The organism is Nocardia sputorum (assembly GCF_027924405.1).
GTDB lineage: Bacteria > Actinomycetota > Actinomycetes > Mycobacteriales > Mycobacteriaceae > Nocardia > Nocardia sputorum.
In genome coordinates this window covers 5,646,689-5,672,485 of sequence record NZ_AP026978.1, presented here as the reverse complement: position 1 = coordinate 5,672,485, position 25,797 = coordinate 5,646,689, and the positions used below count along the sequence as shown (strand labels likewise).

The 25,797-nt window shown below is 66.8% G+C and carries 17 protein-coding genes and 3 rRNA genes; 13 read left to right on the top strand and 7 right to left on the bottom strand.

The annotated features are described in order from the left end of the window. Positions 1 to 118: 118 nt before the first annotated feature. From QMG86_RS25625 to QMG86_RS25600, 6 genes are all read left to right on the top strand, one after another. Positions 119 to 1,637, top strand: a 16S ribosomal RNA gene (locus tag QMG86_RS25625). 321 nt (positions 1,638 to 1,958) lie between these two features. Then, a 23S ribosomal RNA gene (locus tag QMG86_RS25620) occupies positions 1,959 to 5,073 on the top strand. A gap of 127 nt (positions 5,074 to 5,200) precedes the next feature. Next, positions 5,201 to 5,317: ribosomal RNA gene (rrf, locus tag QMG86_RS25615) — 5S ribosomal RNA — on the top strand. The 16S, 23S and 5S rRNA genes sit together here, the layout of an rRNA operon. Before the next feature lie 162 nt (positions 5,318 to 5,479). Continuing rightward, the gene (locus tag QMG86_RS25610; RefSeq protein ID WP_281875222.1) at positions 5,480 to 6,211 is read left to right on the top strand and encodes a rhomboid-like protein; all 732 of its coding nucleotides are present in this window, start codon (positions 5,480 to 5,482) and stop codon (positions 6,209 to 6,211) included. Positions 6,212 to 6,248: 37 nt separating this feature from the next. Beyond that, positions 6,249 to 6,938 (top strand): endonuclease NucS, encoded by a 690-nt coding sequence (nucS, locus tag QMG86_RS25605; RefSeq protein WP_159842722.1) that lies wholly within the window; start codon positions 6,249 to 6,251, stop codon positions 6,936 to 6,938. Between the two features lie 46 nt (positions 6,939 to 6,984). Next, positions 6,985 to 7,293 carry an Rv1322 family protein gene (locus QMG86_RS25600; RefSeq protein WP_281875221.1) on the top strand — a complete coding sequence of 103 codons (309 nt, stop codon included), beginning with the start codon at positions 6,985 to 6,987 and terminating at the stop codon, positions 7,291 to 7,293. A gap of 473 nt (positions 7,294 to 7,766) precedes the next feature. Here QMG86_RS25600 and QMG86_RS25595 read toward each other — a convergent pair whose 3' ends face one another. Continuing rightward, the gene (locus tag QMG86_RS25595) at positions 7,767 to 8,768 is read right to left on the bottom strand and encodes a coiled-coil domain-containing protein (RefSeq protein ID WP_281875220.1); all 1,002 of its coding nucleotides are present in this window, start codon (positions 8,766 to 8,768) and stop codon (positions 7,767 to 7,769) included. 86 nt (positions 8,769 to 8,854) lie between these two features. Next, a complete protein-coding gene (gene mce, locus QMG86_RS25590) occupies positions 8,855 to 9,328 on the bottom strand; it encodes a methylmalonyl-CoA epimerase (protein ID WP_281875219.1) in 474 nt (157 codons plus the stop codon). A 129-nt stretch (positions 9,329 to 9,457) separates the two neighbouring features. On the opposite strand from mce, the gene QMG86_RS25585 reads away from it, so the two are divergent. The 3 genes from QMG86_RS25585 to QMG86_RS25575 all read left to right on the top strand — a co-directional run bounded on the left by QMG86_RS25585 (position 9,458) and on the right by QMG86_RS25575 (position 12,514). Then, complete coding sequence (locus tag QMG86_RS25585; protein WP_281875218.1) at positions 9,458 to 10,636, top strand: acetyl-CoA C-acetyltransferase; 1,179 nt, start codon at positions 9,458 to 9,460, stop codon at positions 10,634 to 10,636. A 599-nt stretch (positions 10,637 to 11,235) separates the two neighbouring features. Then, a complete protein-coding gene (locus QMG86_RS25580) occupies positions 11,236 to 11,604 on the top strand; it encodes a DUF3817 domain-containing protein (protein ID WP_281875217.1) in 369 nt (122 codons plus the stop codon). Between the two features lie 61 nt (positions 11,605 to 11,665). Then, positions 11,666 to 12,514, top strand: coding sequence for a tetratricopeptide repeat protein (locus QMG86_RS25575; RefSeq protein ID WP_281881126.1), 849 nt, complete (start codon positions 11,666 to 11,668; stop codon positions 12,512 to 12,514). Between the two features lie 22 nt (positions 12,515 to 12,536). Here QMG86_RS25575 and glgB read toward each other — a convergent pair whose 3' ends face one another. The 4 genes from glgB to QMG86_RS25555 all read right to left on the bottom strand — a co-directional run bounded on the left by glgB (position 12,537) and on the right by QMG86_RS25555 (position 17,893). Further along, positions 12,537 to 14,690 (bottom strand): 1,4-alpha-glucan branching protein GlgB, encoded by a 2,154-nt coding sequence (glgB, locus tag QMG86_RS25570; protein WP_281875215.1) that lies wholly within the window; start codon positions 14,688 to 14,690, stop codon positions 12,537 to 12,539. Then, complete coding sequence (locus tag QMG86_RS25565) at positions 14,687 to 16,690, bottom strand: alpha-1,4-glucan--maltose-1-phosphate maltosyltransferase (RefSeq protein WP_281875214.1); 2,004 nt, start codon at positions 16,688 to 16,690, stop codon at positions 14,687 to 14,689. Before QMG86_RS25565 ends, glgB begins: the two co-directional genes overlap by 4 nt. A gap of 99 nt (positions 16,691 to 16,789) precedes the next feature. Continuing rightward, the gene (locus QMG86_RS25560; protein WP_281875213.1) at positions 16,790 to 17,431 is read right to left on the bottom strand and encodes a LysE family translocator; all 642 of its coding nucleotides are present in this window, start codon (positions 17,429 to 17,431) and stop codon (positions 16,790 to 16,792) included. Between the two features lie 150 nt (positions 17,432 to 17,581). Then, positions 17,582 to 17,893: a hypothetical protein gene (locus QMG86_RS25555; protein ID WP_281875212.1), complete on the bottom strand. Its 312-nt coding sequence runs from the start codon at positions 17,891 to 17,893 to the stop codon at positions 17,582 to 17,584. A gap of 423 nt (positions 17,894 to 18,316) precedes the next feature. Between QMG86_RS25555 and glgP the strand changes: the two genes are divergently transcribed. From glgP to QMG86_RS25535, 4 genes are all read left to right on the top strand, one after another. Continuing rightward, positions 18,317 to 20,890 carry an alpha-glucan family phosphorylase gene (gene glgP / locus QMG86_RS25550; protein WP_281875211.1) on the top strand — a complete coding sequence of 858 codons (2,574 nt, stop codon included), beginning with the start codon at positions 18,317 to 18,319 and terminating at the stop codon, positions 20,888 to 20,890. A gap of 107 nt (positions 20,891 to 20,997) precedes the next feature. Next, positions 20,998 to 22,359: an NCS2 family permease gene (locus QMG86_RS25545; protein ID WP_281875210.1), complete on the top strand. Its 1,362-nt coding sequence runs from the start codon at positions 20,998 to 21,000 to the stop codon at positions 22,357 to 22,359. A 161-nt stretch (positions 22,360 to 22,520) separates the two neighbouring features. Continuing rightward, positions 22,521 to 23,054 (top strand): DoxX family protein, encoded by a 534-nt coding sequence (locus tag QMG86_RS25540; protein ID WP_281875209.1) that lies wholly within the window; start codon positions 22,521 to 22,523, stop codon positions 23,052 to 23,054. Between the two features lie 136 nt (positions 23,055 to 23,190). Continuing rightward, the gene (locus QMG86_RS25535) at positions 23,191 to 23,586 is read left to right on the top strand and encodes a RidA family protein (protein ID WP_281875208.1); all 396 of its coding nucleotides are present in this window, start codon (positions 23,191 to 23,193) and stop codon (positions 23,584 to 23,586) included. A 161-nt stretch (positions 23,587 to 23,747) separates the two neighbouring features. Here the strand turns inward: QMG86_RS25535 and QMG86_RS25530 are convergent, their stop codons facing one another. Further along, entirely contained in the window at positions 23,748 to 25,796 is a 2,049-nt protein-coding gene (locus QMG86_RS25530) for an ATP-dependent DNA helicase (protein WP_281875206.1), read from the bottom strand. Position 25,797 lies beyond the last annotated feature (1 nt).

Here is a 25,797-nt window from a genome sequence, read left to right as displayed (position 1 = left end):
TGTGGAGGGTCGGGCATTTTTTGTCAGCTAATTTTCCGGCTGGCGATTGTTTTGCTGGGTTTTCGGACTCTAGTTTAGATATTTCTGATTCACCTCTTCGGGGGTGTTTCGTGAGTCTTCAACGGAGAGTTTGATCCTGGCTCAGGACGAACGCTGGCGGCGTGCTTAACACATGCAAGTCGAGCGGTAAGGCCCTTCGGGGTACACGAGCGGCGAACGGGTGAGTAACACGTGGGTGATCTGCCTCGCACTTCGGGATAAGCCTGGGAAACTGGGTCTAATACCGGATATGACCACTGGTCGCATGGTTGGTGGTGGAAAGATTTATCGGTGCGAGATGGGCCCGCGGCCTATCAGCTTGTTGGTGGGGTAATGGCCTACCAAGGCGACGACGGGTAGCCGGCCTGAGAGGGCGACCGGCCACACTGGGACTGAGACACGGCCCAGACTCCTACGGGAGGCAGCAGTGGGGAATATTGCACAATGGGCGAAAGCCTGATGCAGCGACGCCGCGTGAGGGATGACGGCCTTCGGGTTGTAAACCTCTTTCGACAGGGACGAAGCGTGAGTGACGGTACCTGTAGAAGAAGCACCGGCCAACTACGTGCCAGCAGCCGCGGTAATACGTAGGGTGCGAGCGTTGTCCGGAATTACTGGGCGTAAAGAGCTTGTAGGCGGTTTGTCGCGTCGTCTGTGAAAACTCACAGCTCAACTGTGAGCTTGCAGGCGATACGGGCAGACTTGAGTACTGCAGGGGAGACTGGAATTCCTGGTGTAGCGGTGAAATGCGCAGATATCAGGAGGAACACCGGTGGCGAAGGCGGGTCTCTGGGCAGTAACTGACGCTGAGAAGCGAAAGCGTGGGTAGCGAACAGGATTAGATACCCTGGTAGTCCACGCCGTAAACGGTGGGCGCTAGGTGTGGGTTTCCTTCCACGGGATCCGTGCCGTAGCTAACGCATTAAGCGCCCCGCCTGGGGAGTACGGCCGCAAGGCTAAAACTCAAAGGAATTGACGGGGGCCCGCACAAGCGGCGGAGCATGTGGATTAATTCGATGCAACGCGAAGAACCTTACCTGGGTTTGACATACACCGGAAACCTGCAGAGATGTAGGCCCCCTTGTGGTCGGTGTACAGGTGGTGCATGGCTGTCGTCAGCTCGTGTCGTGAGATGTTGGGTTAAGTCCCGCAACGAGCGCAACCCTTGTCCTGTGTTGCCAGCGGATTATGCCGGGGACTCGCAGGAGACTGCCGGGGTCAACTCGGAGGAAGGTGGGGACGACGTCAAGTCATCATGCCCCTTATGTCCAGGGCTTCACACATGCTACAATGGCCGGTACAGAGGGCTGCGATACCGTGAGGTGGAGCGAATCCCTTAAAGCCGGTCTCAGTTCGGATCGGGGTCTGCAACTCGACCCCGTGAAGTTGGAGTCGCTAGTAATCGCAGATCAGCAACGCTGCGGTGAATACGTTCCCGGGCCTTGTACACACCGCCCGTCACGTCATGAAAGTCGGTAACACCCGAAGCCGGTGGCCTAACCCCTTGTGGGAGGGAGCCGTCGAAGGTGGGATCGGCGATTGGGACGAAGTCGTAACAAGGTAGCCGTACCGGAAGGTGCGGCTGGATCACCTCCTTTCTAAGGAGCATCTGCTCGGTCGCCTCGAACAGTCGAGTGTGGCTGTGCCAGAGCCGTTCATGTCCTCGAATGTGGGACTGCGGAGCTCATGGGTGGAACGCTGACAACTTCTTCGCATCGACGGCGGCCCTGTGTGGTTGTCGGCGGGGATATATCGACACACTGTTGGGTCCTGAAAGAACAGACGTTCTTTCCAGGCAAGAGATAACGATCTGCTCGGATCTGCTTGATACCGGCCTTCTTGGGAGGGTGCTGGTCTTGCGTGAGGGTTCGGGTGGGTGTGTTGTTTGAGAACTGCACAGTGGACGCGAGCATCTTTGTTTGTAAGTGTTTAAGAGCGTTCGGTGGATGCCTTGGCACCAGGAGCCGATGAAGGACGTAGGAGGCTGCGATAAGCCTCGGGGAGCTGTCAACCGAGCTGAGATCCGAGGATTTCCGAATGGGGAAACCCGGCACGAGTGATGTCGTGTCACCTGCCGCTGAATATATAGGCGGTTGGGAGGGAACGTGGGGAAGTGAAACATCTCAGTACCCACAGGAAGAGAAAACAATTGTGATTCCGTGAGTAGTGGCGAGCGAAAGCGGATGAGGCTAAACCATGCGTGTGTGATAGCCGGCAGGTGTTGCACGTGTGGGGTAGTGGGGCTCACTTTCCTATCACTGCCGTGGTAGGCAACAGTCAGAAAAGTGCGTGTTAGTCGAAGTGGTCTGGAACGGCCTGTCGTAGAGGGTGAGAATCCCGTAGGCGAAAATGCGTGCTCTGTTGTAGTGGGTGCCCGAGTAGCAGCGGGCCCGTGAAATCTGCTGTGAATCTGCCGGGACCACCCGGTAAGCCTGAATACTCCCTGGTGACCGATAGCGGACTAGTACCGTGAGGGAAAGGTGAAAAGTACCCCGGGAGGGGAGTGAAATAGTACCTGAAACCGGACGCTTACAATCCGTCAGAGCCTTCCCTTTGGGGTGGGGTGATGGCGTGCCTTTTGAAGAATGAGCCTGCGAGTCATCGGTGTGTGGCGAGGTTAACCCGTGTGGGGTAGCCGTAGCGAAAGCGAGTCCGAATAGGGCGTTTTGAGTCGCATGTCATGGACCCGAAGCGGAGTGATCTACCCATGGCCAGGGTGAAGCGACGGTAAGACGTCGTGGAGGCCCGAACCCACTTAGGTTGAAAACTGAGGGGATGAGCTGTGGGTAGGGGTGAAAGGCCAATCAAACTCCGTGATAGCTGGTTCTCCCCGAAATGCATTTAGGTGCAGCGTCACGTGTTTCACATCGGAGGTAGAGCTACTGGATGGCCTAGGGGGCCCACAAGCTTACCGAAGTCAGCCAAACTCCGAATGCCGGTGTGTGAGAGCGTGGCAGTGAGACTGCGGGGGATAAGCTTCGTAGTCGAGAGGGAAACAGCCCAGATCGCCGGCTAAGGCCCCTAAGCGTGTACTAAGTGGAAAAGGATGTGGGGTCGCGAAGACAACCAGGAGGTTGGCTTAGAAGCAGCCACCCTTGAAAGAGTGCGTAATAGCTCACTGGTCAAGTGATCCTGCGCCGACAATGTAGCGGGGCTCAAGTACACCGCCGAAGCCGCGGCACTCCAACATGCGCCTGCTTTCGAGCCAGGTGTTGGGGTGGGTAGGGGAGCGTCGTGCAGCCGTGGAAGTCACAGGGTGACCTAGTGGTGGAGGCTGTGCGAGTGAGAATGCAGGCATGAGTAGCGAAAGACGAGTGAGAAACTCGTCCGCCGAATGACCAAGGGTTCCTGGGCCAGGTTAATCCGCCCAGGGTGAGTCGGGACCTAAGGCGAGGCCGACAGGCGTAGTCGATGGACAACGGGTTGATATTCCCGTACCCGTGTATCCGCGCCCAGTGGCGAATCAGTGGTGCTAAGTGCCCAAATGTGGATGGACTTCCTTCGGGAAGCTTGAAGCGGCTGCGCACGACCCCTGCTGTAGTAGTCAAGCGATGGGGTGACGCAGGAAGGTAGCTGGGCCAGGTGATGGAGTACCTGGTGTAAGCGTGTAGGGCGAGTGGTAGGCAAATCCGTCACTCATGTGCCTGAGACGTGATGCGTAGCCGATTGAGGCGAATTCAGTGATCCTATGCTGCCGAGAAAAGCCTCTAGTGAGTTGGTACACGGCCCGTACCCCAAACCGACACAGGTGGTCAGGTAGAGAATACCGAGGCGATCGAGAGAACTGTGGTTAAGGAACTCGGCAAAATGCCCCCGTAACTTCGGGAGAAGGGGGACCACGTCTGGTGACGATCCTTGCGGTCTGAGCTGGGTGTGGTCGCAGAGACCAGAGAGAAGCGACTGTTTACTAAAAACACAGGTCCGTGCGAAGTCGTAAGACGATGTATACGGACTGACGCCTGCCCGGTGCCGGAAGGTTAAGAGGACCGGTTAGCCACTTTTGGTGGCGAAGCTGAGAATTTAAGCCCCGGTAAACGGCGGTGGTAACTATAACCATCCTAAGGTAGCGAAATTCCTTGTCGGGTAAGTTCCGACCTGCACGAATGGCGTAACGACTTCTCTGCTGTCTCAACCACAGACTCGGCGAAATTGCATTACGAGTAAAGATGCTCGTTACGCGCGGCAGGACGAAAAGACCCCGGGACCTTCACTATAGCTTGGTATTGGTGTTCGGTACGGTTTGTGTAGGATAGGTGGGAGACTGTGAAGCGGGCACGCCAGTGTTCGTGGAGTCGTCGTTGAAATACCACTCTGGTCGTATTGGACTTCTAACCTCGGACCCTGATCGGGTTCAGGGACAGTGCCTGGTGGGTAGTTTAACTGGGGCGGTTGCCTCCCAAAATGTAACGGAGGCGCCCAAAGGTTCCCTCAGCCTGGTTGGCAATCAGGTGTCGAGTGCAAGTGCACAAGGGAGCTTGACTGTGAGACTGACGGGTCGAGCAGGGACGAAAGTCGGGACTAGTGATCCGGCACCGGCATGTGGAAGCGGTGTCGCTCAACGGATAAAAGGTACCCCGGGGATAACAGGCTGATCTTCCCCAAGAGTCCATATCGACGGGATGGTTTGGCACCTCGATGTCGGCTCGTCGCATCCTGGGGCTGGAGTAGGTCCCAAGGGTTGGGCTGTTCGCCCATTAAAGCGGCACGCGAGCTGGGTTTAGAACGTCGTGAGACAGTTCGGTCTCTATCCGCCGCGCGCGTCAGAAACTTGAGGAAGGCTGTCCCTAGTACGAGAGGACCGGGACGGACGAACCTCTGGTGTGCCAGTTGTCCTGCCAAGGGCACTGCTGGTTGGCTACGTTCGGAAGGGATAACCGCTGAAAGCATCTAAGCGGGAAGCCTGTTCCAAGATGAGGTTTCTCACCACCTTCGAGTGGTTAAGGCCCCCTATAGACCATGGGGTTGATAGGCCGGAACTGGAAGCACGGTAACGTGTGGAGGTGACCGGTACTAATCGGCCGAGGACTTACCAACAAAGGTTGCTACGCGTCCACTGTGCGGTATCTGAAACAACACACAGAGACTGCTGATGATCGACGGCATGATCCCGTGTTCGGGGTGGTGTGGTCGGGAGTTGGTGGTGTGGATAGTTTCATAGAGTTACGGCGGCCATAGCGGTGGGGAAACGCCCGGTCCCATTCCGAACCCGGAAGCTAAGCCTGCCAGCGCCGATGGTACTGCACTCGACAGGGTGTGGGAGAGTAGGACACCGCCGGAACATCCTTTCCCGAAAGGCCCTCGACACAGTCGAGGGCCTTTCGCCATTTCCGGGGCAAAACTGTGTTTTGCAGCAAATTTCCAGGGAATACCTGGAGTACGTACCGTGCGGCCAGGCACCATGGATGGCATCGTCGTATCCGCGCGGACAACGGAGGTACGCATGATCGTCGCGACGACGCCGGCCCATTCGGCGCCGCTCGACCCCGCCGCTCCGCCGCGATCGCGCTGGCGGCGGCTGAGGTTGCCCGCGACGGCCGTGTATCTGTCCGGACTGATCGTCGTCTCGGCGGTCTTCTCCGTGCTGAGCGACTCCGCGCAGACCAGAATGGTGCTGCACGCGAGCACCAACCTGCACAACCTGCTGAGCGGCCGCCTCGGGACACTGCTGGCCAGTGCCTTCGTGATCGGCGACGTAGTGGGGTCGTGGGTCATCATTCCGTTGCTGGCCTGTCTGCTCGCCCTGGCCGAGCTGCGCTTCGGCGCGCTGCGGGCGGTGCGCGTCTTCCTGGCCGGTCACATCGGCGCGACCCTGCTGGTCGCGGCGGGCCTGTGGGTCGGTGTGCAAGCCGGGTGGGTGCCTGCCAGCATCCGCTGGGCCGAGGACGTCGGCGTCAGCTACGGCGCCATGGCGCTGATCGGCGCGCTGGTGGCGGCGGTGCCGCACCGGTGGCGCATCGCCTGGGCGACGCTGTGGTTCATCGTCGCGGTCGAAGGCGTGCTGATCGAGCAGACGTTCACCCACGTCGGACATCTGGTGGCGTTCATGATCGGGACCGCGGTCGGCTTTCTCATGACGACCAGGTCCACCACCCCCGCGCACCGGCTCACCCGGCTCGAGAGCGCCTTGCTCGCGGCGAGCGCGATCCTCGCCGCGACGCTGCTCATGGGCTGACGGCGGCCGCCGCGAGCCGCTCGCCTACAGTGCTTGGGTGCGCCTAGTGATTGCTCGCTGTCAGGTCGACTACGTGGGGCGACTCACCGCCCATCTGCCGATGGCCCGCAGACTGCTGCTGATGAAAGCGGACGGCTCGGTGCTCGTGCATTCCGACGGCGGCTCGTACAAGCCGCTGAACTGGATGAGCCCGCCGTGCTGGTTGGAAGAACGCAACGGTGACGCGCAGCTGCCGGACGGTGCGAAGGCACTATGGGTCGTCACCAACAAGGCCGGTGAGGAACTCCGCATCACCATCGAGGACATCGAACACGACTCTTCACACGAACTCGGCGTCGACCCGGGCTTGGTGAAGGACGGAGTGGAGGCTCATCTCCAAGAGCTGCTGGCCGAGCACGTGCATACGCTCGGGGCCGGTTTCTCGCTCATCCGTCGTGAGTACATGACCGCCATCGGTCCGGTGGACCTGCTGTGCCGGGACGCCGACGGCGGCACCGTGGCGGTGGAGATCAAACGGCGCGGGGAAATCGACGGCGTCGAACAACTCACCCGCTACCTGGAGTTGCTGAACCGGGATCCACTGCTCGCTCCGGTCGCGGGCGTCTTCGCCGCCCAGCAGATCAAGCCGCAGGCGCGCACGCTCGCCGAGGACCGCGGTATCCGCTGCCTCACACTCGATTACGACGCCCTGCGCGGCACGGAGAGCAACGAATTCCGCCTGTTCTGAGTTCGGGGCATGCGGGGCGTGCGCGGGCGGGTAATAGGCTTGTCGCATGCCCCGCCGGAAACCGCGTTCGGATCGCCACGCCACCCGCCGGCCAGCGGGTGGCGCGCCGCTCGGGGATGTTTTCGGACGCACCGAATCGGGTCCTGACGGTGATGAGACGTATGTGGTCCGCGCCATCCCGGGCATCCGCGCGACCAAGACCTATCGCTGCCCCGGCTGTGACCATGAGATTCCGCCCGGGGTCGCTCACATCGTCGCCTGGCCCGCGTACGGCGGAGAGGACGATCGGCGGCATTGGCATCGTGGCTGCTGGAACGGCCGCCGGACCCGCCGGATCACTCGTCGGTGGTCCTGACTCGTCCAGCCGGGCATGTGGGCCGCGTCAGGTATGCCGCAAGCCCGCGCTCGTCGTCTCGGCGTGTCGAGCGCGTGGGGATGGTGTCGGCGGCCACTGTGCTGTGCGCACGCGGAATCCGGGGATGCGCGTGCGGGAGCGCGTCCTCCGGGGGCGCGGCGTACTTGACAACCACCGGCCTTACCGCGGCCACCGGCCTTCTGAGCCTTGATCATCACCGGCTTAGTGGGCTGCCGCTCGTCGCCGTCGCGAACGGGTGGTCGCGTTCTTTGGCGTTGCGGCGTGCTGTCGTCCTGGAGGCTGCACGAGATGACCGACACAGAACCCGCTCGACGAGTGCCACGCGCGTCTGTCGAATGGCATGGGGGCCGTGTGGGTTCGGCCGAGGCTGGAATTAGGGAAGGCCGCCCTGGCAGGGGCGGCCTTCGGTGAATTCGGTTGAGATATCGCTACTGTCGCCGTTGCGCCCGACGTCAGTTGCTGATGTCGGCGCTCTCGCGTTCCTCCGAGTCGATGTCCTCGTCCTCGGTGGCGACCTCGGGGATCGCCTTCTGCCGGGAACCGGTGACCGACTTGGTGTTGCCGCCGATCGACTTGCGCTGATCCGGGACGCCGTCCAGCAATTCGCTTTCCCGGTTGACCGCGGCGAGCATCGCGGGCACCGAGTCGAGCTGACCGCGGATACCGAGCAGCTGGGCGAGCACGCGGCCGCGCAGCACGCGCATCTCCTCGGCCAGTTCCTTCGCGTGCGCGATCTTGCGCTCGGAGGTCTGGGTGGCGGAGGTGATGAGGCGGTTGGCCTCGTCGGTCGCGTCCTTGATCCGCTGGGCGGCCTCGGCGCGGCTGGTGGCTTCCAGCTCCTCCATGGCGCGGGTGAGCTTGGTGCGACGCTCGGCCATGGTGGCCTCGAAGTCCTGCTGGGTGGCCTTGCGCTTCGCGTCGGCTTCCTTCGCGATGCGGTCGGCCTCGGCCTGAGCGGCCTCGATGATCTTGGCGGACTCGGTGCGTGCGTTCGCGAGGGTCTGCTCGAACTCGATTTCGAGCGCCTCGCGCTTCTCCTTGGTCTCCGCGAGCAGCGACTCGTACTTGCCACGCATCTCGGTGGCCTGCTGCTCGGCGATCGACACCATCTCCGCGGCCTCGGCCTGGGCCAGGGCACGGACCTCGGACGCCTCGTCGGAGGCGAGCCGGAGCATACGGGAGATGCGGTCGGACATGCCTTCCGCGGTGGTCGGCGGCACCGAGAGTCGGTCGACCTCCTTGCGGAGTTCGTCGATCTCGTCGCGCGCGTCTTCCAGCTGGCTCGCGAGGTTACGTGCTTGTGCCGCAGCCGCATCGCGGTCGGTGGCGGTGACTCTCAGTTCCGCGTCGAAGCGGTCGAAGTAATTACGCACCTCGTCTTGCGCATAACCCTTGCGCACAACGGTGAAGGGCAGTGCAACGAAGCGATTGCGATCGGACTCGGGTGACGACATGGCACACAAACTACAGCCTGGGGGCAGCCGATGGTGACTCGACTGCGAATGTCATTCCAACGAGTTTTCCCGACCTGACGGCGATACTAGTGCGTAACATTCGCGTTCGGTTCGACCAACTCGATCAGCACACCTCCAGCATCCTTTGGGTGGATGAAATTGATGCGGGAATCGGCCGTTCCGTGCCGTGGCGCCTCGTACAGCAAACGCAGACCCTTGGCGCGCAGGTGCGCCGACACGGCCTCGATGTCGGTCACCCGGTAGGCCAGTTGCTGCAAGCCGGGTCCGCTGCGGTCGATGAACTTCGCGATGGTGGATTCCGCGTTGAGCGGAGCCAGCAACTGCAGGGCAGTGGCGCGGTCGGGTGCGCCGGGCAGCGACAGCATCGCCTCGTGCACGCCCTGAGCCTCGTTGACCTCGCGGTGGGTCTCGACCATGCCGAGGTTCTCGGCATACCAGGCGACCGCCGCGTCCAGGTCCGGCACCGCGATGCCGACGTGATCGACCGCGGTGACGTAATCCGCCGGGATGAAAGATGACTGTTCGATAACGTTGCTCACCCTTCGAAAGTAGCGCGACCTGGCACTGGGCGCGCGAGGCGCACCCGCTACCGTTGGGTAGGAACACCTGCTCTCGCGCGGCCCGATGCGGGCGCGGGGCAGGTCCGATCTACGAATGCGAGGCTCGTCGTGACCACTTCCGTGATCGTCTCCGGTGCGCGTACCCCGGTCGGCAGGCTGCTCGGAGGTCTGAAGGACTTCAGCGGTTCCGATCTGGGCGGGTTCGCGATCAAGGCGGCGCTGGAAAAGGGCGGCGTCGCGCCCGACCAGGTCGACTACGTGATCATGGGTCAGGTGCTCACCGCGGGCGCGGGGCAGATCCCGGCCCGGCAGGCGGCGGTGGCCGCGGGCATCCCGATGGACGTGCCCGCGCTGACGCTGAACAAGGTCTGCCTGTCCGGCATCAACGCGATCGCGCTGGCCGATCAGCTGATCCGGGCGGGCGAGTACGAGATCGTCGTCGCGGGCGGTCAGGAGTCGATGAGCCAGGCACCGCACCTGCTGGAGAAGAGCAGGGAGGGCTTCAAGTACGGCGATGTGACGCTGCGCGACCACATGGCCTACGACGGTCTGCACGACATCTTCACCGACCAGGCCATGGGCGCGCTCACCGAGCAGCGCAACGAGACCGACCGGATCAGCCGGGAGGATCAGGACGCGTTCGCGGCCGCTTCGCACCAGCGTGCGGCGGCGGCCTGGAAGAACGGCGTCTTCGACGACGAGGTGGTCCCGGTCGCGGTGCCGCAGCGTAAGGGCGATCCGGTGCTGGTGACCACGGACGAGGGCATTCGCGCCGACACCACGGTGGAGTCGCTGGCCAAGCTGCGTCCGGCGTTCCGTAAGGACGGCACCATCACCGCGGGGACCGCGTCGCAGATCTCCGACGGCGCCGCCGCGGTTGTGGTGATGAGCAAGGAGAAGGCGCAGTCGCTCGGGTTGTCCTGGATCGCCGAGATCGGCGCGGCGGGCGTGGTCGCGGGCCCGGACTCGACCCTGCAGGATCAGCCCGCGAACGCGATCGCCAAAGCCTGCGCGCGTGAGGGCATCTCGCCCGCCGACCTGGACCTGGTGGAGATCAACGAGGCGTTCGCCGCGGTCGGCGTCGCGTCCACCCGCAAACTGAGCATCGACCCGGAGAAGGTGAACGTCAACGGTGGCGCGATCGCCATCGGACACCCGCTGGGCATGTCCGGCGCCCGCATCCTGCTGCACCTGGTGCTGGAACTGAAGCGCCGCGGCGGCGGGGTCGGCGCGGCCGCGCTCTGCGGCGGCGGCGGGCAGGGCGACGCGCTGATCGTCCGCGTCTGACCCCGGCGGGGCGACGCCCCGCGCCGAGTCGTGCCGATGGCCGCCCCGACGTGGGCGGCCATCGGTCTTTCCACGGCCATCGCGTGGTGGCGGCGATGAGCGGCCACTGAGTTCGTGGCGTGTCGGTCGCGCGTTCTGGTTCTGTGTTTGTATGCCGTCTTGCCCGGCTCGCTTCGACTACGGGTATCGAGCGAAGCGAGACGGAGCTCGCGGGCCCCGTCTCGCGTCCGAGTGGCCTATCCGCGTAGGCGGAGGGGCGGTGTCCGCCGTGTGCTGCGAGAGGGGGCGCGGCGGCCGGGAGCGTGACGGCGGGACCGAAGTCTGTTGGTCGCGCCCTCTGGTTCTGCGTGCGCACGCGGTCGTGCCCGGCTCGCCTCGACTACAGGTTTCGAGCGAAGCGAGACCGAGCATTGCCGTTCGCGGCCCGGCTCGCGTTCGCGCGGCCGCCGCGTAGGCGACGAAGGAGCAAGCGGCGGTCGCGCGAACGCGAGCCAAGAGGGGGCCGCGAACACGCGGCGCCGCAGGCGCCGCAAATCGAACACGGCAAATTAGACACAGCTCACTACGACAGTGTGTAGTGCATCCGGCAGAATGGGCGCATGGGCAATGTCTTCGACCTGAGCACGGTGGCCAAGCGGTTTCGTTTCATCGCGGTGCTCGAGGCGATCTCCTGGGTGCTGCTGATCATCGGCATGGTGTTCAAACGGCTTCCCGAGCCGGTGTTGTGGCCGGTCAAGGTGTTCGGCATGACGCACGGCATCGTGTTCGTGCTGTTCGTGATCACCGCGATCGTGGCGGCGCGCGAGCTGGGGTGGAGCGCCAAGACCACCGTGCTGGCGCTGCTGTCCAGCATCCCGCCGTTCTGCACCGTGCTGTTCGAAGTGTGGGCGGTGCGTTCGGGGCAGTTGGGTGAGCTGAGCAACGCCGGTTCGGCCGAGTCCGGGGCACCCGTATCCGCCACGTCGTGACAAACTGGAAGTCGTGAATCGACCAGCCGCACGCCGTCCTTCGCCCGCTGTCGCCGCCGCCATGTCCGGAGCGGTGGATCTGTCCAGCCTGAAGCAGCCCGCGGGAGGCGCGGGCGCCGCGGCCGGTGGCGGCCACGCGGTGTCCGAGGCCGATTTCGAGACCAAGGTCCTGCGCCGGTCCATGCAGGTGCCCGTGGTGGTGGTGCTGTACTCGCAGCGCAGCCCGGGCAGCATCGAACTGGTCCGCACATTGGAGCGTCTGGTGGCCGCCGACGGCGGCACCTGGGATCTGGCCACGGTCGAAGCCGAGGCCAATATGCGCATCGCGCAGGCGTTGCGGGTACAGGGCATCCCCACGGTGATCGCGATCGCGGCCGGGCAACCGCTGGCCGATTTCGAGGGCGCCCAGCCCGAGCCGCAGGTGCGGCAGTGGCTGAACGCGGTGGTGGACGCGGTGGCGGGCAAGCTCGAAGGCGGTGGGCAGCCGCAGCAGCCGGCCGAGGATCCGCGTTTCGCGGCGGCCGAGGCGGCGCTGGAGCAGGGTGACCTGGCCGGCGCCGAGGCGGCCTACCAAGCGATTCTCGACGCCGAGCCGGCGAACGAGGAGGCCAAGGGCGCGTTGCGCCAGCTGCGCTTCCTGGCGCGAGCCCAGGACCTGCCGGAGTCGGCCGTCGCGGAGGCGGACACGGACCCGTCGAATGTCGACGCCGCGATCCGAGCCGCCGATCTCGAACTGTTCCAGCAGCGTCCGGAGGCGGCCTTCGATCGGCTGATCGGCGTGGTCAAGCGCACTTCCGGCGACGACCGCACCAGGGCGCGGACCCGTCTGCTCGAGTTGTTCGAGTTGTTCGACCAGGCCGAGCCGTTCGTCGTGGCCGCGCGCCGCAAGCTGGCCGCAGCACTGTACTGAGTCTCAGCGGCCGGTGCGGCTCCTAGCGGTGGCGCAGCCAGACCGCGGCGTGCGGCGCGAGCGTCACGGCGGCCGAGGCGGGACGGTCGTGCCAGGGCTCGTCGGTCGCCAGCACTTCGCCGAGGTTGCCCAGGCCGGAGCCGCCGTAGTCCGCCGCGTCGGTGTTGAGGATTTCGAGCCAGCGTCCCGGGTGCGGCAGGCCGACCCGGTAGGCGTCATGGGTCGACCCGGAGAAGTTGTAGACGCAGGCCACCACGGAGCCGTCGGAGCCGTAGCGCAGGAACGCCAGCACGTTGTTGGTGCGGTCGTCGGCCTCGATCCAGGCGTAGCCGCCCGGGGTGGTGTCCCGGCTCCACAGGGCGGGATGGGCGCGGTAGACGGCGTTCATGTCCCGCACGAGTGTGGTGATGCCCTGGTGCAGCGGATTGTCCCGTTCGTGCCAGTCCAGGCCGCGATCGTGCGACCACTCCCGGAATTGGCCGAAATCCTGGCCCATGAACAGGAGCTGTTTGCCCGGGTGGGCCCACATGTAGGCCAGCAGCGCCCGCACGCCGGCGGCTTTGGCGAAATCGTCGCCCGGCATCCTGGTCCACAGTGTGCCTTTGCCGTGCACGACCTCGTCATGGCTGATCGGCAGCACGTAGTTCTCGCTCCAGGCGTACACCAGCGAGAAGGTGATCTCGTTGTGGTGCCAGGAGCGGTGCACCGGATCGCGTCCGAGGAACCCGAGGGTGTCGTGCATCCAGCCCATGTTCCATTTCATGGTGAAACCGAGACCGCCCACGTCGGTGCCGCGGGTGACGCCGGGCCAGGTGGTGGACTCCTCGGCGATCGTCACGACGCCGGGGTGCTGCCGATGCAGGGTCTCGTTGAGTTCCTGTAGGAAGTCGACGGCCTCCAGATTCTCCCGCCCGCCGTGCACGTTCGGCTCCCACTGGCCTTCGCCGCGGGAGTAGTCGAGGTAGAGCATGGAGGCGACGGCGTCGACGCGCAGACCGTCGACGTGGAATTCCTCGATCCAGTAGCGAGCGTTGGCGATGAGGAAGTTGCGCACCTCGGGCCTGCCGAAGTCGAACACGTAAGTGCCCCAGTCGAGTTGCTCGCCCCGGCGAGGGTCGGCGTGCTCGTAGAGCGGGGTGCCGTCGAAACGGGCCAGCGCCCACTCGTCGCGCGGGAAGTGGGCGGGGACCCAGTCCAGCAGGACGCCGATGCCCGCCGCGTGCATCCGGTCGACGAACGCGCGGAAGTCGTCGGGGGACCCGAAGCGTGCCGTCGGCGCGTAGTAGGAGGTGACCTGGTAACCCCATGAGCCGCCGAACGGATGTTCGGCGATGGGAAGCAATTCGATGTGGGTGTATCCGGTCGCCGCTACGTACTCCGCGAGCTGGTCGGCCAGCTCGCGATAGCCGAGTCCGGGCCGCCACGACCCGAGATGCACCTCGTAGACACTCATCGGCGCGCGGGTGGGGTCGGTGGCGGCGCGCTGCTCGAGCCAGGCGTGGTCGTGCCACGCGTGGTGGCTCTCGGCGACCACCGATGCGGTCGCCGGAGGTTGTTCGGTGGCGAAGGCGAGCGGGTCGGCGTGGTCGACGGTCCGTCCGTCGGCGCCGTGCACCCGGTACTTGTACTTGGTCCCGGGCCCGACACCCGGGACGAAGACTTCCCAGATTCCGGAGGATCCCAAGGTGCGCATCGGCGCGGTGTTGCCGCTCCAGCCGTCGAAGTCGCCGATGACGGTGACGCCGCGTGCGTTCGGCGCCCATACCGCGAACGACGTGCCCGTCACCTCGCCGTCGAGGGTGGTGTAGCGGCGCGGGTGGGCGCCGAGCACCTCCCACAAGCGTTCGTGGCGGCCTTCGCCGATCAGGTGCAGGTCGAGTTCGCCGAGCGTGGGCAGGAAGCGGTAGCCGTCGGCGCTGACGATGGTCTGGCCGCCGGGATAGGTCGTGACGACGCGGTAGTCCATGACCTCCGGGTACGGCAGCACCGCGGCGAACACGCCGTGACCCACGGATTTCAGCGCGTGGTCGACGCCGCCGACGCGCACCGACACGGTTTCGGCGTGCGGGCGCAGTACCCGCACGGCCGTGCCGTCGGGATGGGGATGCGCGCCCAGCACGGTGTGCGGGTCGGTGTGGGTGCCCGCCGCGAGCAGCATGAGGTCGCGGCGCTTCATCGCAGCGTCCTGCGGTAGGCCAGTTCGGTGCGCGCCTGCTGCGACACGGGGGGAAGGGCGATGATGTGCGCGACGGCGCGGGCGGGGTCCAACCGCACGTAATTGGTCTGCGCCCAGTGATACTCTTCGCCGCTGACCTCGTCGTACACCACCGGATGGTCGTGCCATTCGCGGCCGATCGCGGGCAGGTCGAGCGAGAGCATGCCCCACTCGGCGCCGAAGGGGTTGAGGTTCACCACGACGAGCACGGCGTCGCCGCCGACGGGGTCGATCTTGGAGTAGGCGAGCAGCGCGTCGTTGTCCACGTGGTGGAAATGCAGGCAGCGCAGCTGTTGCAGGGCCGGGTGCGCCCGGCGGATCTCGTTGAGCCGGGTGAGCCACGGTTCCAGTGATTCGCCGCGCGCGAGCGCCTCGGCGAACAGGCGCGGGCGCAGCTCGTACTTCTCCGAGTCGAGGTACTCCTCGCTGTCGGGGCGCACTGCCTGATGCTCGAACAGCTCGAAGCCGGAGTAGACGCCCCAGGTCGGCGCGAGGGTGGCGGCCAGGACGGCGCGGATGGCGAACATTCCGGGCCCGCCGTGCTGGAGGCTTTCGTGCAGGATGTCCGGGGTGTTCACGAACAGGTTCGGGCGGGCCTCGTCGGCCTTCGCGGCCAGTTCGTTGCCGAACTCGGTCAGCTCCCATTTGGCCACACGCCAGGTGAAATACGTGTAGGACTGGCTGAATCCGCGCCGGGCCAGGCCGTAGAGCCGGGCGGGGCGGGTGAACGCCTCGGACAGGAAGATGACGTCCGGGTCGGTGCGCCACACGTTCGCGATCAGCCACTCCCAGAAGTCGGCGGGCTTGGTGTGCGGGTTGTCGACGCGGAAGAGGGTGACGCCCAGGCCGATCCAGTGCCGGACCACCCGCAGCACTTCGGCGTAGAGGCCGTCGGGATCGTTGTCGAAGTTGACCGGGTAGATGTCCTGGTACTTCTTGGGCGGGTTCTCCGCGAAGGCGATGGTGCCGTCTGGCAGCGTGGTGAACCACTCGGGATGCGCCCGCACCCACGGGTGATCGGGTGCGCACTGCAAAGCGAGGTCGAGGGCCACCTCCAGGCCGAGTTCTCGTGCCCTCCGGACGAATTCGGCGAAATCGGCTTCGGTGCCCAAGTCCGGGTGGACGGCGTCGTGACCGCCGTGCTTCGAGCCGATGGCCCACGGCGAGCCGACGTCGCCCGGCTCCGCGGTGAGCGCGTTGTTGCGTCCCTTGCGGTTGATTTCGCCGATCGGGTGGATCGGCGGCAGGTAGACCACGTCGAAACCCATGGCGGCGATGCGCGGAAGTTCTTCGGCCGCCGTGGCGAAGGTGCCGTGGACCGGCTTGCCCGCGGCGTCGCGGCCGCCGGTCGAGCGCGGGAAGAACTCGTACCAGGAGCCGTAGAGCGCACGGTGCCGCTCGACCTGGACGGTGTGCTGGGGTCCGCGAGTGACCAGGTCGCGCAGCGGTGTGGCGCGCAGGATCCCGGCGACTTCTTCGGTGAAGGCCGGGGCCACCCGCGCGGGCAGTTGTTCGTCACTGCGCAGCGCCGCCGCGACCGCGCGCAGGCGCTGGAACTGTTTCTTGGGGACGGCCTGCGCGGCGCGCTCGAACAGGCGGGCGCCCAGCTCGAGGTCGTTGGCCAGATCGGCGGCGCTCTGCCCGACGGCCAGTTTCGCCTCGACCGCCGAGCGCCAGGTCGCGATGGGATCGCTCCAGCCTTCGATCCGGTAGGTCCACGCGCCCGGCGTATTCGGGGTGAAGGTCGCGTTGAAGACGTCGGGTTCGTAGTCCGGCGTCATGCGGATGCGGGTGACTCGCGAGGCGCCAGGGGCACGCACGACGAGGGTGGCGGCGACGGCGTCGTGCCCCTCGCGCCACACCACGGTGCGCACCGGGAATACCTCGCCGACCACCGCCTTGGCGGGCCGGCCGCCTGGGATGGACGGGGCAGTGTCATCGATAGCGATGCGGCCGGTCACGGGACCAACCTACCGGTAACCGGCCTTCCGGACTCGATCCGCAGAATTTTCGAGCCCGGTTCCGGCCGCTCGTCGCGGGGGCTGAGCTGGGCTGACGGTTCAGCGGGCGTCGGCGGCGAGGCCGAGTCCGAGCGCTACCAGCACCGCGCCGAGGGCGCGCTCTACTCGCTGCCTGATGCCGGTGCGGCGCAGCCAGGCGCCCGCGCGGTCGGCGGCCAGGACCACGCCGACGCACCACGCGGTGTCGACCACCAATTGGATGAGCGCCAGGATCACGACGGTCGGCAGCACCGGACCGTCGGACGGCAGGAATTGGGGAAGGACGGTGAGCCCGAAGACCGCCGCCTTGGGATTGGCCGCGATCGAGATGAGCGAAGCGCGGAATGCGGCGGCGGGCGTGCGGCCCGCGGGAAGCATACGCGTCATGGCACTGCCGAACTCGCCGTCGCCGCGGGCGCCGCGCCATGCCTGCACACCGAGCCAGATCAGCACCAGCGCGCCGACGACGTGCACGGCCGTGTGCATGGCCCGGTTCGCGACCAGCAGGACGGACAGCCCCGCCCCGCCCGCAAGCGTCCAGCCGAGCACGCCGATCTCGTTCCCGGCCACCGCCGCCAGACCCGCGGTACGGCCGTCCCGGACGGCGCGTTGCAGGAACAGGGCGGTCGCGGGCCCCGGCAGCGCGGCGATGAACAGGCAGGCCAACAGGAACTGCGGGAGGACGTGAACCCAGTGCGGCATCAGCCGATGCTGTCACCTCGTCCCCGCTCGGGCCACCGATTTCCGTGCCCGCGGCCGATGCGGGACCGGGACGCGCGGGCGGCCACCGCCGTGGGGCATGATGCGCTGGGTGGCCGCCCGGCGTTCGACCCGGCATTCACGAAATGCCGCTTACGGCATGACCAGGCACGCGAAGCCGAGGTTCATCCCGTTGCCCACCGTCATCGCGGGTGAGGTCCAGGCGGGGCCGGCGCCTTGCGTCGCGGAAATGGTGTGCTGTCCGGTCGCGCCGGGGATCCAGACGGTGGTGGCCTGGTTGCCGACCACCGTCGCGGGATTCGGCGAGAAGCTGCCTCCCGCACTATCGGCGAACTGCACGGGATCGGACGAAGAACTGTCCACCGTCGCCGTCACCCGGTACTGGCAATTGGTGCCGTAGTTCCCGACTCCGAAGCTCATGCCTTGGGCCGGGCTCGCGGTCACCGTCGTTACCGCCGCGCCGGCGGTGGGGGCGACGAGAACGAATGCCGCCGCGAAAGCTCCGAACCCTGTGATCGCTGCTCCAGCGCGCGACCAGCGCCGATCGCGGGCGCGATTTGGGTGTGCTGTCATCCACATCTCGATCACTCCCGTACTGATTCGGTTGGTGCGGCCGGTTGGTCCGCACAGCTTGTGGGTTTGCCCGGCGTTCCGGAGTTCACAAGCGAGCGCGGGTCTCGATCGGGTAGCGGGGACGAAGGCGCCGGTGCGCCCGCCGTGGCCGTTCCGTGACGGTAGAGAGCGTTACGTGCGCTCGGATGAAGTGCTTCCTTCGACCCGCGCGGTGCGGAAACGCGCTGGTCGGGAGGTTGTTCGGGGCGTGGTCGCGCAGGGCGAGGGCACCAGGCGCCGTGTAGGTTCTACCGAATGAAGGCATTGCGTCGTTTCACCGTCCGTGCCCATCTGCCCGAGCGCCTGGCGGCCCTGGGTGAGCTCGCCACGAACCTGCGCTGGTCGTGGCATCCGCCGACCCAGGACCTGTTCGCCGCGCTCGATCCGCGGCGGTGGCAGGAAATGGGGCACGATCCGGTCCGGATGCTGGGCGAGGTCCCCGCGGCGCGGCTGGACGAACTGGCCGCCGACCCCGACTACGTCGCCCGTGTCGACGCCGCGGCGGCGGACCTGCGCGAGTACCTGGTGGCGCCGGGCTGGTTCCAGCGCCGGGCGGGGGAGGAAGGCGTGCGGGGCATCGCCTACTTCTCGATGGAGTTCGGTGTCACCGAAGTGCTGCCGAACTACTCGGGTGGACTGGGCATTCTGGCCGGTGACCACCTGAAGGCAGCCTCCGATCTGGGCCTGCCGCTGATCGGCGTGGGATTGCTGTATCGCTCGGGGTATTTCCGGCAGTCCCTGACGACGGACGGCTGGCAGGCCGAGCACTATCCGGCGCTGGATCCGCAGGGCCTGCCGCTGCGGGCGCTCACCTCCGACGGTTCGCCGGTGCTCATTCACGTGGCGATGCCGGACCGCAGGGTGTTGCGTGCGCGGGTGTGGATCGCGCAGGTCGGCCGGGTTCCGCTGTTGCTGCTCGACTCGGACATCGCCGAGAACGACCCTGAGCTGCGGGCGGTCACCGACCGGCTCTACGGCGGCGACCAGGAACACCGCATCCGCCAGGAGATCCTCGCGGGTATCGGCGGTGTGCGGGCGGTGCGCGCGTTCACCGCGTCCGCCGGGCTGCCCGATCCCGACGTGTTCCACATGAACGAAGGCCACGCGGGTTTTCTCGGTGTCGAACGCATCCGGGAATTCGTCGCGGCCGGCCAGGATTTCGATTCCGCGCTCGCCGCCGTGCGCGCGGGCACGGTGTTCACCACGCATACCCCGGTCCCCGCGGGCATCGACCGTTTCCCGATGCCGATGGTGCGGCGCTACTTCGGCGGTGCGCACGGCGAATCCGAATCCGCCTTGCTGCCGGGCCTTTCCGTGGACCGGATCGTGGCGCTCGGCCGGGAAGCCGATCCATCGGTCTTCAACATGGCGCACATGGGTCTGCGGCTCGCGCAGCGCGCCAACGGCGTCTCGAAGCTGCACGGCGCGGTGAGCCGGTCGATGTTCGCCTCGCTGTGGCCGGGTTTCGACCCGTCGGAGGTGCCGATCGGCTCGGTCACCAACGGCGTGCACGCCACTACCTGGGCGGCGCGGGAGTGGGTGGACAAGGCGCGCGAGCACATCGGCGCGGAACTGGTCGAGGAGGGGCGCGGCTGGGAACGGTTGCGCGACGTCGATCTCACCGAGCTGTGGTCGACCCGCAACACGCTGCGCGGCATCCTCGTCGACGAGGTGCGCCGCAGGCTGCGCGCGTCCTGGCTGGCGCGCGGCGCCGCGGAGGCCGAACTCGGCTGGGTGAACGGCGTCTTCGACCCGAACGTGCTGACCGTCGGGTTCGCGCGCCGGGTGCCGACCTACAAGCGCCTCACCCTCATGCTGCGCGACCCGCAGCGGCTGCGCGCCCTGCTGCTGGACCCGCGGCGGCCGATGCAGCTGGTCGTGGCGGGCAAGAGCCACCCGGCCGACGACGGCGGCAAGGCGCTCATCCAGCAGGTGGTGCGTTTCGCCGACGACCCCGAGGTGCGGCACCGGATCGTCTTCCTGCCCGACTACGACATGTCGATGGCCCGCTACCTGTACTGGGGCTGTGATGTCTGGCTGAACAACCCGCTGCGGCCGCTGGAGGCGTGCGGCACCTCCGGCATGAAGTCCGCGCTCAACGGCGGGCTCAACCTGTCCATCCGGGACGGCTGGTGGGACGAGATGTACGACGGCGAGAACGGCTGGGCCATTCCGACCGCGGAGGGCGTCCGGGACGAGCACCGCCGCGACGATCTGGAGGCCGCCGCGCTCTACGACCTGTTCGAGCGCGCGGTGGCGCCGCGCTTCTACGAGCGCGACGCGGCCGGGATGCCGGTGCGCTGGGTCGAGATGGTCCGCCACACGCTGCAGACCCTGGGACCGCAGGTCCTGGCTTCCCGGATGGTCCGCGATTACGCGGTGGAGTACTACGCTCCCGCCGCCGCGGCCTATCAGCGGGCGACGGCCGACGATTTCGCCGTCGCTCGGGCCATCGCCGAGTATCGCCACCGGATCGAGTCGGCGTGGCCCTCGGTCAAGGTGATCCAGGTGGACAGCGCGGGATTGCCGGACACGCCGGTCATCGGGGCGCGGCTGTCGCTGACCGCGCGGGTCGAGCTGGGTGGATTGAGCGTGCCGGACGTGGTGGTGCAGGCGGTGCTGGGCCGGGTGTCGGCGACCGACGACCTCTCCGACACCACGACGGTCCCGATGACGCACAGCGGGTCCGATGCCGGCGCGGAGCTGTTCACGGTCGACACCCCGCTGCCGCTGTCCGGCGCGGTCGGCTACACCGTGCGCGTGCTGCCGCACAACGATCTGCTGGCCTCCGACGCCGAGTTCGGGTTGGTCTCGGCGCCGAGCGCGTAGCCAGGGTGGCGCCGGTCACGGTGGCGCCACCGCGGGTTGCCCCGGGCAGTGAACCGTCGGCTACCGTGCCTTCGGCCGCCCCGCACCGTTCTCGACTGGAGTCACCCATGGTCACCGACGTTCTGCACCGGACCCGAGGACGCCTCGACGGGTACTTCGGGGTCCGCTCGACCGGCTCGACCGTCAAGCGCGAAGTCATGGCGGGAACCGTGACGTTCCTCGCCATGTCGTACGTCCTCGCGGTGAACCCCGCGGTGCTCGGCGACCAGGGAGCGCTGGGCGACCGAGGCATTCCCATGCAGGCGGTGTTCACCGCCACCGCCGTCGCCGCGGTGTTCGGCACGCTCGTCATGGGACTGTGGGCGCGGTATCCGATCGCGCTCGCGCCGGGCATGGGGCTCAACGCGTTCTTCGCGTACACGGTGGTGCTCGGCATGGGGATTCCGTGGCAGGTCGCGCTGTCGGGCACGTTCCTGTCCGGCGCCATCTTCTTCGTCCTGGCCGTGACGCGCATTCGCGAACGAATTCTCAACGCGATCCCGATGCAGCTGAAGCTCGCCGTGGGCGCGGGCATCGGGTTGTTCGTTGCCTTTCTCGGTCTGAAGAACGCCGGGATCGTCGTGAACAGCGACGCGACGCTGGTCACCCTCGGCGACTTCACCGAGGGCACCACGCTGCTCGCGCTGTTCGGGTTGCTGGTGACCGTGGTGTTTCTGGTGCGGGGCTGGCACGGCGCGGTGCTCTACGGCATCGTGCTCACCACGATCGTCGGCATCGTCAGCGGCCTGGTCGATCTGCCCAAGGGTGTGTTCGCCGCGCCGAAGGGGCTCGAGCACACCTTCGGCCAGGCGATCGTCCATCTGCCCGACGCGTTCACCGGTCAGATGGCCGTGGTGGTGCTGACCATGCTGTTCGTCGACTTCTTCGACGCTTCCGGCACGCTCATCGGCGTCGCGAACCAGGCCGGTCTGCTGGACCGGGACGGCAAGCTGCCGCGCGCCGCGAGCGCGCTGGCGGCGGACTCGGTGGGCACCATGGCCGGCGCGGTCATCGGCACCTCCACCACCACCGCCTATGTGGAATCCACCGCGGGCGTCTCGGCGGGCGGACGGACCGGTTTGACCGCCGTCACCACGGCGGGCTGGTTCCTCATCGCGATGTTCTGCTATCCGATCTTCGCGGTGGTGGCCGGTTCCGGTGAGGTGACCGCGCCTGCGCTGATCGTGGTCGGCATCCTGATGGCCCGCGCGCTGGGCCAGATCGATTGGAACCGTCTGGAGTACTCGGTGCCCGCGTTCGTCACCATCGTGATGATGCCGCTGACGTACTCCATCGCCAACGGCCTGGCCATGGGCATGCTGCTGTATCCGGTGGTCATGGCGGCCCGAGGGCGGGTCAAGGAGGTGCATCCGGCGATGTGGGCGCTGATGCTGGTGTTCCTCGGCTACTTCTTCTTCCTCGCGGAGTGATTCCCCGCTCGTCGTCGCGCTGAACCGTCCCTGTCGCCTACCCGTGGAATAGACGGAGAGATCGGGCAGTTTGCCCTTTCGTGAGATAATCGGACCGTAGTCCGTTTATTCGCCGAAGTAACGATCGTGTCCGAAACGACAGCGCAGGGATGAGGACCAGCATGACCATCAAATCCGTACTCGACAGAACCAGCACCGACAGCGAATTGGACGGCATCGCCACCGACATCGGCTTGCTGATCGTGCGCGTCGTCTTCGGCGGCCTGCTCGCGGCACATGGCGCCCAGAAACTCTTCGGCTGGTGGGGCGGACCGGGTCTGCAGGCCAACGCCGACGGCTTCGAGCAGATGGGTTACAACCCGGGCAAGGTGTTCGGGACGCTGGCGGGCCTGACCGAGCTCGGCGGCGGTCTTCTCCTGCTGCTCGGCTTGCTGACGCCGCTGGCGGGGGCGATCGTGCTGGGCACGATGATCAACGCGATCAACGCCACGTGGGCGGGCGGCCTGCTGGGCGGGTACGAAATGGGCGTGTTGTTCGGGGTGGTCGGCGCGGCACTGCCGTTCACCGGGCCCGGCAAGTTCTCCTTGGACGCCGGGCGTCCGTGGGCGCGGCACGGATTCGTGTGGGGCGTGGGCGCGCTGATCCTCGCGGTCGTGACGGGCGTGTTCACGCTGATTCTCAAGTGGGCGCTCTGACCCTGCGGCGCAGCCGGATTCGCGGCGCGGTGACCTCGGTCGCCGCGCCGCGGTCGGGTGCGGGCCCGTTCATGTCACACAACGGGCGGCGGGATCGTCGTCTTATCGCAGCCTTTTGACCGACCGAGGAGAAGTGATGGGCGTCGAAATCAGCAATCCCGAGGGATTGCACGATCCGACCGGGTTCGGCTACAGCCATGTGGCGGTGGCGCGCGGCGAACTGGTGTTCATCGCCGGGCAGTACGACTCGGACGCCGAAGGGCACACGACCAGTACGGAATTCGCGGTTCAGGTGGACAACGCGTTCGCCAACCTCGGCATCGCCTTACGCTCGGCGGGAGTGGACTTCGCCGACGTGGCGCAGTTGCGGACGCATATCGTCGACCACGATCTGGACAAGCTGGCGGTGCTCGGGAAGAAGATCGCCGCGATCTGGGGGGACCGCCCGCCCGCGCAGACGCTGACCGGAGTGGCGGCGCTCGCGCTGCCCGGCATGCTCTTCGAGGTCGACGCGGTGGCCGTGCGCGGCTGAGATCGGCTGCACACAGCGGGTTTGGTGATGTCCCCGCGCCGCGTGCAGGGCTTGGCGCGGGGACCGGCCGATACCTCGGAGTGGGAATTGGGGGTCACCCGACGTATCGACCCCCAAATCTACTTCCGTTTGGAATTAGCTTGCGGGCGGTGTGTTCGGTATCACACCTTCGCCGCGGCGGCCAACCGCCGCAATGCTTTGACCACGACCTCCGGATCGGCCGTCTCCCAATACGGCGGCAGCGAGGCGCGTAGGTAGCCGCCGTAGCGGGCGGTGGCGAGGCGGGAATCGAGGATGGCGACCACACCGCGATCGTCGACGCTGCGCAGCAGCCGCCCCGTGCCCTGCGCGAGCAGCAGGGCGGCGTGATTGGCGGCCACGGTCATGAATCCGTTTCCACCGCGCATCTCCACGGCCCGCTGCCTCGCCGCCAGCAGGGGATCGTCCGGGCGCGGGAAAGGGATGCGGTCGAGGATCACCAGGCTGAGCGACGGTCCGGGCACGTCGACGCCCTGCCACAGCGACAGCGTGCCGAACAGGGACGTCTCCGGGTCGTCGGCGAACTTGCGGACCAGCGCGCCGGTCGCGTCCTCGCCCTGGCACAACACCGGGGTCGGCAACCGGTCGCGCAGCGCGTCGGTGGCCGCGCGGGCGGCGCGCATCGAGGAGAACAAGCCGAGGGTGCGCCCGCCCGCGGCCGTGATCAGCCGCTCGATCTCGTCCAGGTAGGCCGGGGCCAGCCCGTCGCGGCCCGGCGCGGGCAGGTGCTTGGCGACGTAGAGGATGCCGGACTTGGCGTGATCGAACGGCGAGCCGACATCGAGCGAACTCCAGCGCACGGTCTCGGTGTCCGACGGCGCCTGCGCGCCGTTCGCGGTGGCCGGGTCGGTGCGATTGCCCGACTGCGCCGGCAGGCCCCAGGTGACCGCGAGCCCGTCGAACGAGCCGCCGATCTGCAACGTCGCCGAGGTCAGCACGACGGTCGCGGTGCCGAACAGCCTGCTGCGCAGCAGCCCGCCCACCGACAGCGGCGCCATGCGCAGCGAACGGCGCTGCACACCCCGGATCTCGTCGGCGGCCAGCCAGATGACGTCCCGGCGCGCGGCGGGATCGGGCTCGTCGAACGCCGTCAGCGCGCGGACCGCACTGTCGTGCACCTCGTCGAGCGCGGCCAGTGCCATGGTGCGGGCGGCGGAACTCTCCGGATCGCCCTGCGCGGTGGTGCTGCCCGGCGGCGCGAGCGCGGTGCGCGCGTTCCACGCGGTATCGCGGATCAGGGCCAGCACCGGGGCGACGCCCTCGGGCAAGGTGTCCCACCGGGCGGCGGGCAGCTCGTCCAGCACGGTGTGCCATGCCTCGGCGGCGCCCTCCAGGCGGTCCACCTCCTGCTCGTCGATGAGCTTGGCGCAGCGCCTGGCCGCCGCGCTGATCGCGGAAGCGGCCAGTTCGGCGGTGGCCACGCCGGTCACCCGGTCGACCAGTTCGTGCGCTTCGTCGATGACCACCACGTCGTGTTCGGGCAGCACCTGGATGCCGCTGATCGCATCGATGGCCAGCAGAGCGTGGTTGGTCACCACCACGTCGGCCTGCGCCGACTCCGTCCTGGCGCGCTCGGCGAAGCAATCCTGGCCGAAGGAGCAGCGCGATTTGCCGAGGCACTCCCGCGACGACACGCTGACCTGCCGCCAGGCGCGATCGCTCACCCCCGGAGCGAGTTCGTCGCGGTCACCGGTCTCGGTGTCGGAGGCCCACTCGTTGAGCCGTTGCACTTCGCGACCGAGGCGGGAGATCGCGAAGGCGTCGAACAGCTCCGCCTCCGCCGGCTCGTCCGGGATCGCGCTGTTGATCTTGTTCAAGCACAGATAGTTGTTGCGACCCTTGAGGATCGCGAACTGGGGTGTGCGGCCCAACGGGCCGCTCAGTGCCTCGGCCAGCCGGGGGAGATCGCGGTCGACCAGCTGACGCTGCAGCGCGATCGTCGCCGTGGAGACCACCACGGTGCGTCCGGTGCGGACGGCGTGGCGCAGGCTCGGCACCAGATACGCCAGCGACTTGCCGGTGCCCGTCCCGGCCTGCACCGCGAGATGCTCCTTGGTATCGATCGCGTGGTCCACCGCCGCGGCCATCGTCACCTGCCCGGCGCGCTCCTTACCGCCGAGCGCCTGCACGGCGGTGGCCAAAAGGTCGGAAACGGGGGGCAGTTCGGGCACG

What these genes read in the sequence shown, in the direction of transcription:
- QMG86_RS25610 (WP_281875222.1), top strand. Translation starts at nt 5,480, where the DNA reads ATGATCGTCGCGACGACGCCGGCCCATTCGGCGCCGCTCGACCCCGCC.
- QMG86_RS25545 (WP_281875210.1), top strand. Translation starts at nt 20,998, where the DNA reads ATGGTCACCGACGTTCTGCACCGGACCCGAGGACGCCTCGACGGGTAC.
- QMG86_RS25560 (WP_281875213.1), bottom strand. Translation starts at nt 17,431, where the DNA reads ATGCCGCACTGGGTTCACGTCCTCCCGCAGTTCCTGTTGGCCTGCCTG.
- QMG86_RS25595 (WP_281875220.1), bottom strand. Translation starts at nt 8,768, where the DNA reads ATGTCGTCACCCGAGTCCGATCGCAATCGCTTCGTTGCACTGCCCTTC.
- glgP (WP_281875211.1), top strand. Translation starts at nt 18,317, where the DNA reads ATGAAGGCATTGCGTCGTTTCACCGTCCGTGCCCATCTGCCCGAGCGC.
- glgB (WP_281875215.1), bottom strand. Translation starts at nt 14,690, where the DNA reads ATGAAGCGCCGCGACCTCATGCTGCTCGCGGCGGGCACCCACACCGAC.
- QMG86_RS25600 (WP_281875221.1), top strand. Translation starts at nt 6,985, where the DNA reads ATGCCCCGCCGGAAACCGCGTTCGGATCGCCACGCCACCCGCCGGCCA.
- QMG86_RS25575 (WP_281881126.1), top strand. Translation starts at nt 11,666, where the DNA reads ATGTCCGGAGCGGTGGATCTGTCCAGCCTGAAGCAGCCCGCGGGAGGC.
- QMG86_RS25580 (WP_281875217.1), top strand. Translation starts at nt 11,236, where the DNA reads ATGGGCAATGTCTTCGACCTGAGCACGGTGGCCAAGCGGTTTCGTTTC.
- QMG86_RS25535 (WP_281875208.1), top strand. Translation starts at nt 23,191, where the DNA reads ATGGGCGTCGAAATCAGCAATCCCGAGGGATTGCACGATCCGACCGGG.
- QMG86_RS25540 (WP_281875209.1), top strand. Translation starts at nt 22,521, where the DNA reads ATGACCATCAAATCCGTACTCGACAGAACCAGCACCGACAGCGAATTG.